Source organism: Lacrimispora amygdalina (genome assembly GCF_900205965.1).
Taxonomy (GTDB): domain Bacteria; phylum Bacillota; class Clostridia; order Lachnospirales; family Lachnospiraceae; genus Lacrimispora; species Lacrimispora amygdalina_A.
This window is the reverse complement of sequence record NZ_OAOF01000023.1, coordinates 1-16,144: the sequence shown is the minus strand read 5'-3', so window position 1 is coordinate 16,144 and position 16,144 is coordinate 1. Positions and strand designations below refer to the sequence as shown.

Annotated in this window: 14 protein-coding genes; 11 read left to right on the top strand and 3 right to left on the bottom strand. The window is 42.8% G+C overall.

Annotation, left to right across the window (positions count from 1 at the left end; genetic code table 11):
- Positions 1 to 19: 19 nt before the first annotated feature.
- Positions 20 to 172 carry a hypothetical protein gene (locus CRO04_RS27330; protein WP_242974595.1) on the top strand — a complete coding sequence of 51 codons (153 nt, stop codon included), beginning with the start codon at positions 20 to 22 and terminating at the stop codon, positions 170 to 172.
- Positions 173 to 224: 52 nt separating this feature from the next.
- Here CRO04_RS27330 and CRO04_RS27325 read toward each other — a convergent pair whose 3' ends face one another.
- The gene (locus CRO04_RS27325; protein ID WP_097006375.1) at positions 225 to 488 is read right to left on the bottom strand and encodes a hypothetical protein; all 264 of its coding nucleotides are present in this window, start codon (positions 486 to 488) and stop codon (positions 225 to 227) included.
- 153 nt (positions 489 to 641) lie between these two features.
- On the opposite strand from CRO04_RS27325, the gene CRO04_RS21875 reads away from it, so the two are divergent.
- Positions 642 to 1,820 (top strand): alanyl-tRNA editing protein, encoded by a 1,179-nt coding sequence (locus tag CRO04_RS21875; protein ID WP_097006374.1) that lies wholly within the window; start codon positions 642 to 644, stop codon positions 1,818 to 1,820.
- Positions 1,807 to 2,955 (top strand): AI-2E family transporter, encoded by a 1,149-nt coding sequence (locus CRO04_RS21870; protein WP_097006427.1) that lies wholly within the window; start codon positions 1,807 to 1,809, stop codon positions 2,953 to 2,955. The genes CRO04_RS21875 and CRO04_RS21870 overlap by 14 nt, the downstream gene beginning before the upstream one ends.
- Before the next feature lie 51 nt (positions 2,956 to 3,006).
- On the opposite strand, the gene CRO04_RS21865 is transcribed toward CRO04_RS21870, so the two are convergent.
- Positions 3,007 to 3,261: a hypothetical protein gene (locus tag CRO04_RS21865; protein ID WP_097006373.1), complete on the bottom strand. Its 255-nt coding sequence runs from the start codon at positions 3,259 to 3,261 to the stop codon at positions 3,007 to 3,009.
- Between the two features lie 133 nt (positions 3,262 to 3,394).
- Here CRO04_RS21865 and hemB point away from each other — a divergent pair, with 133 nt between their 5' ends.
- Complete coding sequence (gene hemB / locus CRO04_RS21860) at positions 3,395 to 4,378, top strand: porphobilinogen synthase (RefSeq protein ID WP_097006372.1); 984 nt, start codon at positions 3,395 to 3,397, stop codon at positions 4,376 to 4,378.
- Between the two features lie 23 nt (positions 4,379 to 4,401).
- On the opposite strand, the gene CRO04_RS21855 is transcribed toward hemB, so the two are convergent.
- The gene (locus tag CRO04_RS21855; RefSeq protein ID WP_097006371.1) at positions 4,402 to 5,256 is read right to left on the bottom strand and encodes a PHP domain-containing protein; all 855 of its coding nucleotides are present in this window, start codon (positions 5,254 to 5,256) and stop codon (positions 4,402 to 4,404) included.
- Between the two features lie 181 nt (positions 5,257 to 5,437).
- Here CRO04_RS21855 and CRO04_RS21850 point away from each other — a divergent pair, with 181 nt between their 5' ends.
- From CRO04_RS21850 to CRO04_RS21820, 7 genes are all read left to right on the top strand, one after another.
- Complete coding sequence (locus CRO04_RS21850) at positions 5,438 to 7,144, top strand: VanW family protein (RefSeq protein WP_097006370.1); 1,707 nt, start codon at positions 5,438 to 5,440, stop codon at positions 7,142 to 7,144.
- 199 nt (positions 7,145 to 7,343) lie between these two features.
- Positions 7,344 to 10,883, top strand: a complete 3,540-nt coding sequence (nifJ, locus tag CRO04_RS21845) for a pyruvate:ferredoxin (flavodoxin) oxidoreductase (RefSeq protein ID WP_097006369.1) — start codon at positions 7,344 to 7,346, stop codon at positions 10,881 to 10,883.
- A 159-nt stretch (positions 10,884 to 11,042) separates the two neighbouring features.
- Entirely contained in the window at positions 11,043 to 11,888 is an 846-nt protein-coding gene (locus CRO04_RS21840; RefSeq protein WP_097006368.1) for a DUF4397 domain-containing protein, read from the top strand.
- A 92-nt stretch (positions 11,889 to 11,980) separates the two neighbouring features.
- On the top strand, positions 11,981 to 12,376 hold the full coding sequence (locus CRO04_RS21835; RefSeq protein ID WP_097006367.1) for a GntR family transcriptional regulator: 396 nt from the start codon (positions 11,981 to 11,983) through the stop codon (positions 12,374 to 12,376).
- Positions 12,373 to 13,272: an ABC transporter ATP-binding protein gene (locus tag CRO04_RS21830; protein WP_097006366.1), complete on the top strand. Its 900-nt coding sequence runs from the start codon at positions 12,373 to 12,375 to the stop codon at positions 13,270 to 13,272. Before CRO04_RS21835 ends, CRO04_RS21830 begins: the two co-directional genes overlap by 4 nt.
- Positions 13,247 to 15,388, top strand: coding sequence for a DUF6449 domain-containing protein (locus CRO04_RS21825; RefSeq protein ID WP_097006365.1), 2,142 nt, complete (start codon positions 13,247 to 13,249; stop codon positions 15,386 to 15,388). The genes CRO04_RS21830 and CRO04_RS21825 overlap by 26 nt, the downstream gene beginning before the upstream one ends.
- Positions 15,389 to 15,474: 86 nt before the next feature.
- A complete protein-coding gene (locus CRO04_RS21820; protein WP_097006364.1) occupies positions 15,475 to 15,957 on the top strand; it encodes a zinc ribbon domain-containing protein in 483 nt (160 codons plus the stop codon).
- The last annotated feature ends 187 nt before the right edge of the window (positions 15,958 to 16,144 follow it).

Here is a 16,144-nt window from a genome sequence, read left to right as displayed (position 1 = left end):
TTACAGGAGAGTGATATATATGAGAAACAGACTAATCATAGATGGAAATGCGGTTTATGAAATTGACGATGAATGTATGAAACAGAAACAAAACAGAAGCGGCCAGGAAGGAACAACCAGTCAGGCTTCTTTTACCAGACCTGGACAGAATAAAGGTCAAAGCCGCGGTTAAACGGAAACAGGACCCAAACCAAAGATGGTTCGGGTCCTGTTTTATGTTTTGTTTAGCAGCCGAATCCGCCGCATCCGCCGCCCCAGCCGCCGCAGCAGAACAGAAGAATGATGATCCAAATACAACTTCCACAACCATCATTTCCGCAACCGCCACAACCGCTGCCGCATCCACCGCCGAAGCCACTACCGCCGCAGCAGCAGCACAGGAGAAGGATAATCCAGATAATACTATTACAACCGTTATTACCGCATCCACATCCTCCGTTGTTGCAATCGCATCCGCATCCACAGTTAGTTGCTGCCAGATCACTCATATTGGTTCCTCCAAATAATTTGTTTACACTGTAATAGTATGAAAGTCAGCTTGCCATTGTTTCCATATTTCTGAAAAATTTTAGATTTGTTTTGATTGAACTGATAGAAATGTTGTGTATAATTAGTAACAACAGGATTAAAAGGAGTAAAAGATGGAAAAATTATACTATGAGAAACCTTATGTGAAGCTGTTTGAAACGGAAGTGGCTGAGTGCAGGCCGGATAAAGATGGGAAATATCTGGTTCGCTTAAGCCGGACTGCGTTTTACCCGGAGGGTGGAGGACAGCCGGCAGATACAGGAACTCTGGGAGATGCTCTGGTTACTGATGTGAGGGAATGCCCGGAGGGAATCGTTCACATTACGGACAGGCCCATTCCGGAAAAGACGGTGGTAACCGGAACCATTAACTGGGAGCGGAGATTTAGCCATATGCAGAATCATTCCGGAGAGCATTTGTTTTCAGGCGTGGTACATAAGCATTACGGTTACGATAATATTGGATTTCATATGGGAAAGGACGAAGTGACTGTAGATTTTAACGGACCGCTGACCATGGAGCAGGCCGAAGAAGTGGAAGCAGAGGTGAATGAACTGATCTGGCAGAATATACCGGTCCTTGAGACTTATCCGACAAAGGAAGAGTTAGAAACTCTGGATTATCGGAGCAAAAAGGAACTCAGCGGCCAGGTACGGATTATAGAATTCCCCGGAGCAGACATATGCGCCTGCTGCGGAACTCATGTAATGACTGCAGGAGAGATTGGATTATTAAAGGTTACAGGCGTGGCTCGTTATAAGGGCGGTGTCAGGGTATCACTGCTGTGCGGCAGACAGGCACTTCTTGATTACAGCAGAAAATTAAATGCTGTCCAGGGGATTTCTGTATTATTATCAGCAAAGCCTGACAGCGTAGTGGAAGCTGTTACAAAATTAAAAGAGGAAAGTCTTAAAAAAGATAGTGATCTAAACCGGCTTACCAGACAACTGCTTGAATGGAAAACGGCAGAATATCCGGAATCAGATTCCCCTCTGCTGATAATAGAGGATCAGCTTACACCTGCACAGCTCAGACTGTTTTGTACCATGCTTTACGAGGGAAAAAAGGGCAGTATTGTGCTGGTGTGTTCGGGGGAAGAAGGGCTGTATCAGTATGCGGCAGGAAGCAGTGCTTTTGATATGCGGGCACTTTGCCACCTGTTAAATGAAAGATTGAACGGACGGGGAGGGGGCAGCACCTTGTTAGCGCAGGGAACCTTTAACGCTTCGCTAAAGGAGATTCAAAAAGTATTTCAGGAAGAATTATATGGAGGACAGAATGGAATTAAATGACAGCACAATCAAAAAAATCCGCTGGTTGATCGTATTTACAGTGGTTGCAGTAGTAGCAGGCGTTAATTATAGAAGCTTATTTGCACTTCTTGTACGAGCAGTTGGGATCACGACACCATTTTTGCTTGGCGGCGTATTGGCGTTTGTTTTAAATGTTCCCATGCGGGCGATTGAACGTATTCTGCCTGTAAAAAAGGAAAATCAGTTTCGCCGTCCCTTAAGCCTGTGCCTTACATTTTTATTTGTAATCGGGATTTTGCTTCTGGTCACTTTTGTAGTGATTCCACAGCTGTTTGATACGGTATTAAGTCTTCAGTACAGCCTGCCTGTATTTTGGAATGATGTAAAACAGGGGGCAGAAAAGCTTTTTTCCCAATATCCGGAAATTGCAGATTACATCAACAATATTCAGATTGACTGGAAATCATATATAGAAGGTATTGTGCAGTTTTTATCCGTTGGCGCCGGAACGGTGCTGTCCTCCACGTTATCTGCTGCTTTAAGTATAATAAGCGGAGTGACGACCTTTGCGATTGGTGTGGTATTTGCAGTTTATATTCTTTTACAGAAGGAAAATTTATCCAGACAGATGAAAAAGCTTATGAAAGCGTTTCTCCCTGACCATGCATCTGAGAGAATTTCAGAAATATTAAGTCTCTCCAGCCGGACATTTTCTAATTTCCTGACTGGGCAGTGTGTGGAGGCGGTTATACTGGGAAGCATGTTTTTCATTACATTATCCATATTACGTCTTCCATATGCGCTTCTCATTGGAGTGCTGATTGCTTTCACTGCTCTGATCCCAATGTTTGGAGCGTTCATCGGCTGTGCAATCGGAGCCTTTTTAATGCTGATGGTGAAACCCTTTGATGCAGCATTGTTCCTCATAATCTTTTTTGTTCTGCAGCAGATCGAAGGGAATTTAATTTATCCCAATGTTGTCGGCAATTCAGTTGGACTTCCTGCTATCTGGGTTCTGGTAGCGGTGACAATAGGAGGCAGTGCCATGGGGATTGTGGGTATGCTGATATTTATCCCGCTTTGTTCTGTTTTCTATGCGATTTTAAGAGAAACTGTTAATAAAAGAATCAGGGTCAGGGAACGTGAAAAACGGAAAAGAACAGTAAAACATTAAAAAAAGGATTCGCACAAGCTGCAGTCAGCCTTATGCGAATCCTTTTTTCCATTAATCAAGGTCTGCGTGATAAACCTTTCCGCCGGAGTGAATGTCAATGGCACTTAAATTAAACTGGTCTTCAAAGATCTGAATCTTGTACTCAAAGAATATTTCATCTGTTTTTTTAGACATGAACACATAAGCTCCTGGTTCTTTGTCTTCAATTTCATCACAGATTTCATCGTAGATGTCCTGTCCGCTTACCGGACCGTCATAACCGGTGTTTTGTATGGCTTTTTCAATTGCCTGATAAAATTCATCCATAATACCGTACCTCGTTTCTGGTTCATATTGTACACCTGCTATTATAAGCAATCTTTTCCAATGCCGCAAGAATTACTTGAATCTTATTTGAGAGGGTGTATAATAGAACAGGTATAAAAGGGAGGTAAAGGAAATGGATTTATTATTCAGACCCAGAAGACTCAGAACATCTGAAACCTTAAGAAAGATGGTGCGGGAGACCAGAGTATCAAAGCAGTCCCTTGTTTATCCCTTGTTCGCAGTGGACGGAGAAGGAATTATGGAAGATATCCCTTCTATGGAAGGGCAGTACCGATACAGTGTAGACCAGCTTTCTGTTATCCTTAACCAGCTGACGGCTGCCGGAGTCAGTAAGGTGATTTTATTTGGAATACCGGCATCAAAAGACAGCCTGGGCAGTCAGGCTTATGACGATAACGGGATTGTACAGCGTACCATTCGTTATATCCGGGAATATTATCCGTCTGTTTATATTATAACAGACGTATGCATGTGTGAATATACATCTCACGGGCACTGTGGTATCTTAGACGGAGAGTATGTAGATAATGATAAGACATTGGAGTATTTAAACCGGATTGCAGTTTCCCATGCCAGAGCAGGTGCACATATGGTGGCCCCTTCTGATATGATGGATGGAAGAATCCATTCCATAAGGCTGGCTCTTGATGAAGCAGGATTTATCAATGTACCTGTTATGGCTTATTCAGCTAAATATGCGTCAGCTTTTTACGGACCGTTCCGGGATGCTGCCGGCTCGGCGCCTTCCTTTGGAGACCGTAAGAGCTATCAGATGGATTATCATAACAGGAAAGAAGCAATAAAGGAAGTGGAACTTGACGTGGCCGAGGGCGCAGATATCGTAATGGTAAAACCGGCACTTTCCTATCTGGATATTATCCGTGAGGTATCAGACTTAATCGACGTACCTGTGGCAGCGTACAGCGTAAGCGGAGAATACTCCATGATTAAGGCGGCTGCAAAAGCCGGATATCTGGATGAAGAAAAAACGGTCTGTGAATCGGCTGTGAGCATCTATCGTGCAGGTGCGGATATACTTATTACATATTTCGCCATGGATCTCGCCCGTTATATGGATGAGGGGAAAATCGGTTAGTATGTAATTTGGGCAGGATGAGGTTACAGTCCTTTTTCCTGCCGTATTCTTTTTATATCATCAAGAAGCAGGGCAGATATCCGAAGGCCGCCTCTTCCCGTTCCTAAATCAATATCAGGCTTATTTGATCCGTGAAAATCAGAGCCGCCAGTGGGAAAAAGCTGGTATTTTTTTGCCAGTTTTTTTAATTTGCCGCTTTCATACTGATTATTGGAGGAATGGTAAACCTCCAGGCCATGAAGTCCCAGTTCCTTTAAATAGGAGACCAGTTCTTCTGTTTTTTTGTCTCCCAGATGATACTGGTAAGGGTGAGCGAGAATGGGTGAAGCACCGCAATTTCCCAGTATTTTTATGGCGTGTTCCGGCGTGATTTTTTCTTTACGCGGACAGTAGGGGCCAGTGTAGCTTAAATATTTTTTAAATGCCTGGTCCATGCTGTTTACATATCCTTTTTCCAGAAGGATACGTGCAAAATGCGCACGGGTAATGACGGTGTCCGGATTACCGGCCTGAACTTCACAAAGTGTGATATCGATACCGGCTTTTTGAAACCGGTTTATCATTTCCTCATTTCTTTTGATGCGGATCTCTTTTAATTGGTCTGTCTGAGCAAGGAATTCTTTGTCAGACAGATCGACATAAAGACCTAAAATATGAATTTCTTCTCCCAGATAAACGCAGGAGAGTTCAATGCCTGGAATGACTTCTAAAGGCAGATTTTTTGCAGCCTCCTGTGCTTCGGGGATACCTTCGATTGTATCGTGGTCTGTAAGCGCAATGGCAGAAAGCCCCTTTTGTGCGGCAAGCTCAACGACTTTTGCAGGTGTCAGGGTACCGTCTGAAGCATTGGAATGTACGTGAAGATCGACAAAATTCATAGTAACCTCCGAAATGAAATAGTTTATTAATACTATAGTAACATGTTTTTTTAGTTCTGTAAAATGTAGAATCAGCTCGATAAATAATTAAGAAAATTCATAAAATCGTAATAGCATTTCCCACAAAGTATGGTATACTACTCAGTGTAATGCTACATAATCATGTAAAAAGGTGAAGTAAATGAGTCAGGAAGATAACAGACAAAGAACCGGGGGAAGAACCAGTTCCTCCAGGAACGGAAGCAAAAGAAATTCGCAAAATTCCGGCAGAAGGACAAGCCAGTCTTACAGAGGGGCAGGTTCCTATCAGCCAAGGCGTGGGAAGAAGAGAAGAAGAGGGCCGCAGTACGGCATTACGAAGATTCTGCTGGCTGCTGTTTTCGCTGTTGCCTCCGTTATCAGTGTTATGGCTGCTGTCAAGTATATAGGGGGTCATAAGACAAAGGAGGCAGATGTGAATTCTACAACAGTCTCCGACACCCAGCTGAAAAAAGAGGTCCGTGTAGATGGTATTTCCATTACGGGTTTATCAAAAGCGGAAGCACGAAAAACCATTGACCAGTCTCTTGACTGGGGAATGAAAGTTACTTATCAGGATAAAACCTATGAACTTAAGAATTTTCTGGACAGCAGGATTGATTCTCTGCTGAAGGAAATTTACGGTAAGGATACAAAAGAAGAATATACCATCGATACTGACGGTATGGACGATGAAGTAAAGGCTGAGGTAGAAGCAATTGCCCAAAAGTGGGACGTGCCCGCTAAGAACGGCTCTATCTCAGGCTTTGATAAAAGCACCGGTACATTCGTTTACTCAGGGGAAGAGAAGGGAATCGCCGTTGATCAGGACCAGCTGACAGCCGATATACTGGCACATATAAAGGCGAAGAATTATAAGGCTTTAATACCGGCGGCTGTAAAGGAAACCAATCCTGAGATAACGAAAGAGCAGGCGAAGGAATTGTACCAGGTGATTGGTACCTATTCCACCACCACCACAGCCAACAGTGACAGGAATAAGAACATTGAACTGGCTTCTGCCGCTCTCAACGGTCTGATCCTTCAGCCTGGTGAAGAGTTCTCTTTTAATAAGGCGACAGGAGAACGTTCCTCTGAGAAAGGTTACCGCCCCGCAGGAGCTTATTTAAACGGTGTCCTGATCGAAGAACCGGGCGGCGGTGTATGCCAGGTTTCTTCCACGCTGTACAATGCAGTTGTTTTTTCTGGACTGACAACAACGGAGCGGCATGCTCACAGTTATGAACCATCTTATGTTACACCGGGTGAGGATGCTATGGTAAGCTTTGGCGGACCGGATATGAAGTTCATAAATAACTCCTCCAGTGCCATTGCTATCAGGACCAGCTTTTCTAACCGCAAGCTTAAGATTTCCGTAGTGGGAATCCCGATACTGGAAAAAGGAGTAACATTGTCAATGACCTCCAAAAAGACTGCAGAGTTAGATGCTCCGGAACCGATTTACGAAGAGGACCAGACGATGCAGCCCGGAGAAGAAAAAGTCGTTAAGCAGGAGACCAGGGGAAGCCGCTGGGTGACGAATCTGGTAACGAAGAAAGATGGAAAAGTGGTAAGTGATGAATTCTTCCATAACAGTACGTACCGCGGAAAGTCTGCTACCATTAAGCGCAATACATCCGGCGTTGTGATACCGGCGACAGATCCTGCAGGCTCCGTACCGGAAAATAACCAGCCAAACACCCAGGCGACACAGCCAACTGGATATGGACCGGGTGCAGATATAGCACAGACGCCTCCGCAGACACAGGCAGCACAGACCCAGAAAAATGCTGCCACGCAGCCGGAGACGGAAGGAACAACTGAGGATAACAGCCAGAATGTAATTCCGCCCAATCCCATGAATCAGTAAAAAGTAAGCAAAATAAAGACAGTATCAGGCGTATTTTACAATCTGATACTGTCTTTTTTAAATTGTTTTGAAAATAATACTTTATTTTCCTGTTTTAATATTTGCATTTTGTTGAATAATTGTTATAATAATGTCAGGTCACTTTCCCTTAACGGGAACCAAATTATACAATATTCACATTTGCAGGAGGAAATCAAGAATGGCAAGAAAAATGAAAACCATGGATGGAAACCATGCAGCAGCTCATGCATCCTATGCATTTACTGATGTAGCGGCAATCTATCCTATTACACCGTCTTCACCTATGGCAGAAGCTACAGATGAATGGTCTACAGACGGAAGAACTAATATTTTTGGCCAGACAGTGCACATTACAGAGATGCAGTCTGAGGCAGGTGCCGCAGGTGCGGTTCACGGTTCCTTGGCAGCAGGTGCTCTGACCACCACCTATACAGCTTCCCAGGGTCTGTTACTCATGATCCCTAATCTTTATAAAATTGCCGGAGAGCAGTTACCTGGTGTTATCAATGTATCCGCTCGTGCAATAGCAAGCCATGCTTTATCAATCTTTGGTGACCACTCTGATGTATACGCTTGCCGTCAGACCGGTTGTGCTATGATGTGCGAATCCAGCGTACAGGAAGTTATGGACTTAACTCCAGTTGCCCATATGGCAGCTCTTGAGGGAAAAGTACCATTCATTAACTTCTTTGATGGTTTCCGTACTTCTCATGAGATTCAGAAGGTTGAAACATGGGATTATGAAGATTTAAAAGAGATGGTAAATATGGATTCCGTTGATGAGTTCCGCAATCATGCGTTAAATCCAAACCATCCATGCCTGAGAGGTTCTGCTCAGAACCCTGACATCTTCTTCCAGGCAAGAGAAGCATGCAATCCATATTATAATGCACTGCCTGCAATTGTTCAGAAATATATGGACAAGGTGAATGCAAAGATCGGTACTGATTACAAACTGTTCAATTACTATGGCGCAGCAGATGCAGATCATGTAATTGTTGCTATGGGTTCTGTTAATGATACCATTGAAGAAACTCTTGATTATTTAGTTGCAGCAGGTCATAAGGTTGGTGTGATTAAAGTACGTCTTTACAGACCATTCAGCGCACAGGCTTTAATCGATGCACTTCCTGAGACAGTTAAGACTATTTCTGTTTTAGACAGAACAAAAGAACCAGGTTCTTTAGGCGAGCCGTTATACTTAGATGTTGTTGCTGCCTTAAAGGGAACAAAGTATGATCAGGTTAAGATTCTTACCGGACGTTACGGTCTTGGTTCCAAAGACACAACTCCTACCCAGATTGTAGCTGTATACGAAAATAAGACAAAATCTCCGTTCACCATCGGTATTATTGATGATGTAACCCACCTTTCTCTTGAGACAGGCGATGAGATCGTTACAACTCCGGAAGGAACTTCAAACTGTAAGTTCTGGGGTCTTGGCGCTGATGGTACCGTAGGTGCTAACAAGAACTCCATTAAGATTATCGGTGACAATACTGATATGTACGCACAGGCTTACTTTGACTATGATTCCAAGAAATCCGGCGGTGTTACAATGTCTCACCTTCGTTTTGGACATAAGCCGATTAAGTCCACCTATTTAATCCGCAAAGCGAATTTCGTAGCATGCCACAATCCTTCCTATATCCGTAAGTACAATATGGTTCAGGAACTGGTTGACGGTGGTGTATTCTTATTAAACTGCCCATGGGATAAGGAAGGCCTTGAAAAGCATTTACCAGGACAGGTTAAGAAATACATTGCTGATCATAACATCAAGTTCTATACCATTGACGGTGTGAAGATCGGTATTGAAACCGGTATGGGACCAACCCGTATTAACACAATTCTTCAGTCTGCATTCTTTGAACTGACAGGAATCATTCCTGCTGAGAAAGCAAACGAGCTGATGAAAGCTGCTGCTAAGGCAACTTACGGACGTAAGGGTGAAGAGATCGTTCAGAAGAACTGGGCAGCAATTGATGCCGGTGCTAAGGGCGTTGTTAAGATCGATGTACCGGAAAGCTGGAAGAACTGCGAAGATGAAGGTCTTGATTATAAGAAGATCACAGAAGGCAGACAGGATGTTGTTGATTTTGTAAACAATGTTCAGATTAAAGTAAGTGCTCAGGATGGTAATTCCTTACCTGTATCAGCTTTTGTTGATTATGCTGACGGTTCCACACCTTCCGGATCATCTGCTTACGAGAAACGTGGTATTGCAGTAAATATTCCTCAGTGGAATCCTGAGAACTGTATTCAGTGTAACTTCTGTTCTTATGTATGTCCTCACGCTGTTATCCGTCCAATCGCTTTAACAGAAGAAGAGGCTGCTAAGAAACCGGAAGAGATGAAGACACTTCCAATGACAGGTATGCCAGGATATCAGTTTGCAATTACCGTATCTGCTTTAGATTGTACCGGCTGCGGCTCCTGTGCAAATGTTTGTCCTGGAAAGAAGGGCGAGAAAGCTCTTACCATGGTTAACATGGAAGCTAACAGCGAAGTCATTCAGAAGAGATTTGATTTTGGTCAGACTCTGCCGGTTAAGCAGGAAGTTATTGATAAATTTAAAGAAGCATCTGTTAAGGGAAGTCAGTTCAAACAGCCTCTTCTTGAGTACTCAGGAGCATGTGCAGGCTGCGGCGAGACACCTTATGCAAAACTGGTTACACAGTTATTCGGCGACAGAATGTATATTGCAAATGCTACCGGATGTTCCTCTATCTGGGGTAACTCCTCACCTTCTACACCTTATACTGTAAATGCTAAGGGACAGGGTCCTGCATGGTCTAACTCTCTGTTTGAGGATAATGCAGAATTTGGTTATGGTATGCTTTTAGCACAGAATGCCATCAGAGAAGGATTAAAGAATAAGGTTGAAGAGCTTAGCAATTCTGAAAAAGCATCCGATGAAGTAAAAGCAGCATGCAAAGAATATTTAGATACCTTCAGCGTTGGTGTTGCCAATGGTACTGCATCTGATAAACTGGTTGCAGCATTAGAGGGTGTTGACTGTGATTTAGCAAAAGCCGTAGTGAAAGGAAAAGATTTCCTTGGCAAGAAGTCCCAGTGGATCTTCGGTGGTGACGGCTGGGCATATGATATCGGTTTCGGTGGTGTTGACCACGTTCTTGCAAGCGGTAAGGACATCAACATCATGGTATTTGATACTGAGATCTATTCCAATACAGGCGGTCAGTCTTCCAAGGCTACTAAGACTGGTGCAGTAGCACAGTTCGCAGCTGGCGGAAAAGACACCAAGAAGAAAGATCTTGCAAGCATTGCCATGAGCTATGGTTATGTATATGTAGCACAGATTGCTATGGGTGCTGATTACAATCAGACTGTTAAGGCAATTGCAGAGGCAGAAGCATATCCGGGACCATCCTTAATTATCGCATACGCTCCATGTATCAGCCATGGTATCAAGAAGGGTATGTCAAAGGCACAGACAGAAGAGAAGCTTGCTGTAGAGTGCGGATACTGGAATAACTTCCGTTTCAATCCTGCTGCTGAGAAGAAATTCTCCTTAGACAGCAAGGCTCCTGCACTGGAAGGATACCAGGAATTCTTAAAGGGTGAGGTTCGTTACGCATCCTTAGCTATGAAGAATCCGGAAAGAGCAGCTGAATTATTCTCTAAGAATGAGGAAGATGCAAAAGCAAGATTTGAATATCTGCAGAAGCTGGTTACTTTATACGGAAATGAATAATTAATTTATAAAATAAAAGGTGCATCCGATCAAATCGGGTGCACTTTTTTGCTTTTTTTGTACATAATAGTAACAAAACACGGAGGATTATCACAGGACAGGCACTGAGGATTGTTCATGGAATAAACTTACTATATAACAATAATAAAGAGGGATTGTATGGGTATTATTTATTATATGCATGGCACAAATACAGATCAAAACCCCGATCCTGATAAGGAAGCGAATAAGCTGGCAGAAGAGACTAATGAGACCCGCAATCAGGATCCTTCGCTTGATGTGCCTGTTCCGGATCTTAGAGCGGATTGGCTTTTAGAACGTAGTCTAAGCGATAATTCTGATTCAGATGAACACAGGACTTCAGTTATAACGGTGTTTCCTAAGCCAATTATACCGTGTTATGATTGTAATACGACTGAAAACGGTCTGGTAAGATTTTTAAATGCAGCAGCAGGATACGAACCGTTTCAGATCTATATTAATAAGCAGCTGGCAGTCAATGGGCTGGATAATGGGGATATGAGTCAATACGGAAGAGTATCTGCAAAGATGCAGACAGTGACCGTGGAAGGACAGAACGGTTACGTTTATCTGGAGAAACAGATAGAGGTTTCCCGTGGGCAGGCTATAACAATAGCAGTCATCAATTCCGATTCTGGTCTTGAAATTATGGAAATTATGGATATGTACTGCAATGGAGGTATTAATAGCGGCTGTTTCAGGGTTTGTAATTTGTCCATCACCAATCGGAAAGTAAATGTCATTTTAAATGGCGGTGAACTTACCTTTAAGGAAGTGGACTATAAAGAGCTTACCGGTTTTAAATATCAGAAAACCGGCTTTTATCTGGTTGCTGTTATGAGCAGCAGCGCTCAAAGTGAAAACATCCTGCTTACTTCCAATATTTACATCAGAGGAAATGCATCCTATACTTTATATGTATTTAACTGGAGCAATACAATGAACGCGATTCGGATTCTGATTGTGGAAGACCGAAGAAATTAACAAATTTTTACTGCCTCCGATTGACAGACCGGAGGCAATCTGCTATATTAAGTGTATTAAATGTGTTGGTACAGTTAAGAAAGAGGTGAACTATGATTCTGCTTGATTACAAAGATCGCAGGCCCATCTACGAACAGATTGTAGAAAAATTAAAGGACCTTATGATTTGCGGTGTTTTGGAGCAAGACAGCCAGCTGCCTTCTGTGCGAAGCCTGGCCACTGATTTATCGATCAATCCCAATACGATTCAGAGAGCATATACCGAGCTGGAACGGAGAGGATTTATCTATTCTGTAAAAGGGAAAGGCAGCTTTGTAGCGGATACCAGCTCCATTCGTGCGTTGAAGAACAGTGAATTAAAGAAGAAACTGGGCAGCTGGATTGAAGAAGCGAAGCGTGCAGGGATAAAAGAGGATAAGGCCCATTCATGGGTGGCAGAGGAATGGACAATAATAGGAATGAAATCGGGGGGAGGAGTGAACGAATGATTCATGCAGAGAATTTAACAAAGCAATTTGACGGCATTATGGCATTGGATCATGTTAGTGCTGAGATAAAAGATGGGAATGTATTTGGATTGATCGGCACCAATGGTGCTGGAAAAAGTACTTTTTTAAGACTGTTAAGCGGAATTTTAAAGCCGGACGAAGGAATTGTAACCATAGATGGAGAGGCTGTCTTTGAGAATGAGAAAGTGAAACGAAGATTTTTCTATATATCAGATGACCAGTATTATTTTAATAATGCGACTCCCAAGGATATGATGGAATTTTACAGCAAAGTTTATCCTGATTTTGACCGGAAGCGTTTTGAAAAACTGATTGGTAATTTCGGTCTGGAGATGAGAAGAAAGGTACATACCTTTTCAAAGGGTATGAAGAAACAGTTGTCTGTTGCCTGCGGTATCAGCGCCAACACCGATTATTTGTTCTGTGACGAGACGTTTGACGGACTGGATCCGGTTATGCGTCAGGCAGTGAAGAGCATTTTTGCCAATGACATGGCGGAAAGAAATCTAACCCCGATTATTGCCTCCCACAATTTAAGGGAGCTTGAGGACATCTGCGATCATATCGGATTGCTGCATCGTGGTGGTATTTTACTTTCCAGAGACTTAGACGATTTAAAGCTGAATATTCATAAGGTCCAATGTGTTTTGAAGGAAGGGATGACAGATGAAGACCTGGTAGGTCTTGACCGGATTAAGACAGAGACAAGAGGAAAGCTTTATACCATGACAGTGCGGGGAACGAAGGAAGCGGTTGTTGGAATTATGGAATCCTATCAACCCGTTTTCTATGAGATGATTCCTTTATCACTGGAAGAAATATTTATAAGTGAGACGGAGGTGGCAGGTTATGACATCAAGAAACTTATTTTTTAATATAATCAAGGAAGATATAAAGCGCAGGCTTTGGGCGGTGACACTTACTTTCCTGTTGTTTTTCTTCTCCCTTCCTGTCTCGGTTGCCATGATACTTGGAGACTTCATAAAAGAGGAACAGAAAAAAGCATATGTTATTTCTGAATTACAGCATTTTCTGGGATTTCAGAATGGCTGGATGGTCTTTGTGATCATGGTTTTATCTGTTATTATGGGGGTAACGAGTTTTTCCTATCTCCATTCCAGGCAAAAAATTGATTTCTATCATGGAATACCTGTAAACAGGAAGCATTTATTCTGGGCAAATTATACCAATGGCATATTAATTGTAACAGCTGCTTATGGAATAAATATTGTTCTGTCTCTGGGAGTAGCCGCCGCTTACGGAATTTTGCCCGCAAAAATTATCGGGACTGTACTTTCAGGATTCTTATTTTTTCTGCTGCATTATGCCATGATCTATGCTGTTACAGTGCTGGCGATGATCATGACAGGAAGTGTAATTGTCGGTATTTTTGGAACGGCAGTGTTTGAAGGATATTTTACTGCTTTGCTGTTGGTTTTACAGGGATGCTATGGATACTTTTTTCATACCAGCTATAAGAGCGGGGAAGAACTGTTTCTGCCATTTTTAAAGAACTCTTCTCCATATGCAATCTTTATCTCCAACGTTGCGGCAAATAGGGTGACTGTATCTCAGATACTTATTGTAGTAGTGCTATTTATCCTGTTTACATTTCTTTGTCTGCTCTTATACAAAAAAAGAGGTTCTGAAACGGCCAAGAAGGCTATGGCATTTAAAATCAGTAAGCCATTGATTCGGATCCCCATTGTTGTTTTATCTGCGCTGTTTGGAAGCTTCTTTTTCTATATGATTCGTTCCTATACCGGCTGGGCGGTATTCGGATTGCTTTGCGGGATGTTTTTATCCCATTGTGTTATTGAAATCATTTATCATTTTGACTTTAGAAAATTATTTTCAAACTGGAAACAGATGATTGCATCTGCTTTGGTGGCAGCGCTGGTATTTGCCGGATTTCAATTAGATTTGTTCGGATATGACAGCTATATTCCACAGGAGAGTTCCATAGAGAGCATGGCAGTTTCCCTTAGAGACAATAATAACTGGGTATCTTATGGAGACGCCGTTCAGGATGGTCTGGGTGACTATCACTGGGAATATGAAAGTGCGGATGATTATATTTTCAATCACATGAAACTTAAGGATAATAAAGCTGCATATTCCATAATAAAAAAAGCAGTTGAAAATAATAGCAGAAGAGATTGGGAAGGGGCTGGTTCGAGCACATGGAGACAAGGAGCGGTACACGATTTATCAGTGAAATACACGTTGAAAAACGGAAAAGATGTGTACCGCAGTTATTCTATCGATGAATCAGAGATAAGAGAAGAACTGACACAGCTCTACCAAGATCCGGTTTTCATTCAGGCAGTATATCCTGTATTTAGTCAGACCGCTGAGAATACCGCTGCAGTCAGGGTCAGCAGAGGGTCACAGTCCAGTATTGTGAGCCGTGACCGCAATGGTACGGATAAGGCCATGACAGAAAAACTGCTGTTGGCATATCAGAAGGATTTTGGCCAGTTAACTGTGGAAACCATGACCAAAGAAAATCCAGTTGCTTCAATCCAGTTTATGACCAGAATGCAGGCCGAGGCGGACAGCAGACGGGAGGGAAATCAGAATTCCTGGCAATATAGTGATGTAACATCCAGAGGTTATTATCCCGTTTATCCCTCATTTTCAAATACGATGGAATTATTAAAAGAATGCCAGCTTAATGTAGACAACTGGACTTCTATTGGAGAAATTCATGAAATCAGTATTGATTTAAACAGTTACTACTATGATAAACCAGTCTACGATACCAACAGTGCACGGTATTATAAGATCACAGATCCGCAGATGATTACTCAGATCATGAGTGAGTCTGCAATTGAAGAATATGCCGGAATGAATCCGTTTGGTATCTGGAACACTGAACGGGTCAGCTTCACTGTTAGCAGAAGTGCTGGGAACGGTCTTGAAGAGGCTCAGTACACCGTGCCTGTTGACCGTCTTCCTGACTCCGTAAAAGAAGTGCTAAAGCAGTAACAGGCTGGGGCTCATCAGTCTTTCATTGACTTTTTCTTACAATAAAGTTACAATGGTAGGAGCGAAAGTCAAAGGAGGAATCACGGATGGCATTTTTTGAAGAGCTGGGAAAGACACTTAGTGATACCGGCAAAGAGGTTGCAACGAAGGCGAAAGCATTGACTGAGACGATACAGTTAAAGACACAGATCGGTGCAGAAAAAACTAAGCTGGAAGAGGCTTATGCAGTCATCGGAAAACTTTATTATGAAGACAACAGTGAGCCAAAAGAATCTTATACCAAGGCTTATGAAGCTGTCAGAGCCAGCCGGGCAAGAATTGCCGCTCTGGAGATTGAACTGACCCAAAGCGAAGGAAGCCGTATTTGCGCTGAGTGCGGAGCCAAGGTTCCCAAAAGTTCCCTGTACTGTGGAAAGTGCGGAGCTCCTGTAAAGGAAGCGGCTGCGGAGCCGGATACGGAAGACATGGCTGAAAAAGAGCAGTCTGCCTCAGCAGAGGAAGTAAACTTTAATGCCGGTATAAACGCGGTGAATGACGACGTATTTGAACCTACGGAAGATCAGATATAGGAAAAAGAGGACTGGACTTGATCCGGTCCTTTTTTACTTTATAGGAAATTGCGCAAATAGTCAAAGAAAGTGTATAATGGCTTTGGAATAAAAAATAGCATAGCAAAAGAGCGAAGGTGTGACTTCGCCATGACGTTGTTTATGAGGTTTTTTGTTTTGTTGGTTTGACTGCACTATTTGACTATAA

Excerpts from the sequence above, each read along its gene's own strand:
- CRO04_RS27330 (WP_242974595.1), top strand. The coding sequence starts at position 20 with ATGAGAAACAGACTAATCATAGATGGAAATGCGGTTTATGAAATTGAC.
- CRO04_RS27325 (WP_097006375.1), bottom strand. The coding sequence starts at position 488 with ATGAGTGATCTGGCAGCAACTAACTGTGGATGCGGATGCGATTGCAAC.
- CRO04_RS21875 (WP_097006374.1), top strand. The coding sequence starts at position 642 with ATGGAAAAATTATACTATGAGAAACCTTATGTGAAGCTGTTTGAAACG.
- CRO04_RS21870 (WP_097006427.1), top strand. The coding sequence starts at position 1,807 with ATGGAATTAAATGACAGCACAATCAAAAAAATCCGCTGGTTGATCGTA.
- CRO04_RS21865 (WP_097006373.1), bottom strand. The coding sequence starts at position 3,261 with ATGGATGAATTTTATCAGGCAATTGAAAAAGCCATACAAAACACCGGT.
- hemB (WP_097006372.1), top strand. The coding sequence starts at position 3,395 with ATGGATTTATTATTCAGACCCAGAAGACTCAGAACATCTGAAACCTTA.
- CRO04_RS21855 (WP_097006371.1), bottom strand. The coding sequence starts at position 5,256 with ATGAATTTTGTCGATCTTCACGTACATTCCAATGCTTCAGACGGTACC.
- CRO04_RS21850 (WP_097006370.1), top strand. The coding sequence starts at position 5,438 with ATGAGTCAGGAAGATAACAGACAAAGAACCGGGGGAAGAACCAGTTCC.
- nifJ (WP_097006369.1), top strand. The coding sequence starts at position 7,344 with ATGGCAAGAAAAATGAAAACCATGGATGGAAACCATGCAGCAGCTCAT.
- CRO04_RS21840 (WP_097006368.1), top strand. The coding sequence starts at position 11,043 with ATGGGTATTATTTATTATATGCATGGCACAAATACAGATCAAAACCCC.
- CRO04_RS21835 (WP_097006367.1), top strand. The coding sequence starts at position 11,981 with ATGATTCTGCTTGATTACAAAGATCGCAGGCCCATCTACGAACAGATT.
- CRO04_RS21830 (WP_097006366.1), top strand. The coding sequence starts at position 12,373 with ATGATTCATGCAGAGAATTTAACAAAGCAATTTGACGGCATTATGGCA.
- CRO04_RS21825 (WP_097006365.1), top strand. The coding sequence starts at position 13,247 with ATGACATCAAGAAACTTATTTTTTAATATAATCAAGGAAGATATAAAG.
- CRO04_RS21820 (WP_097006364.1), top strand. The coding sequence starts at position 15,475 with ATGGCATTTTTTGAAGAGCTGGGAAAGACACTTAGTGATACCGGCAAA.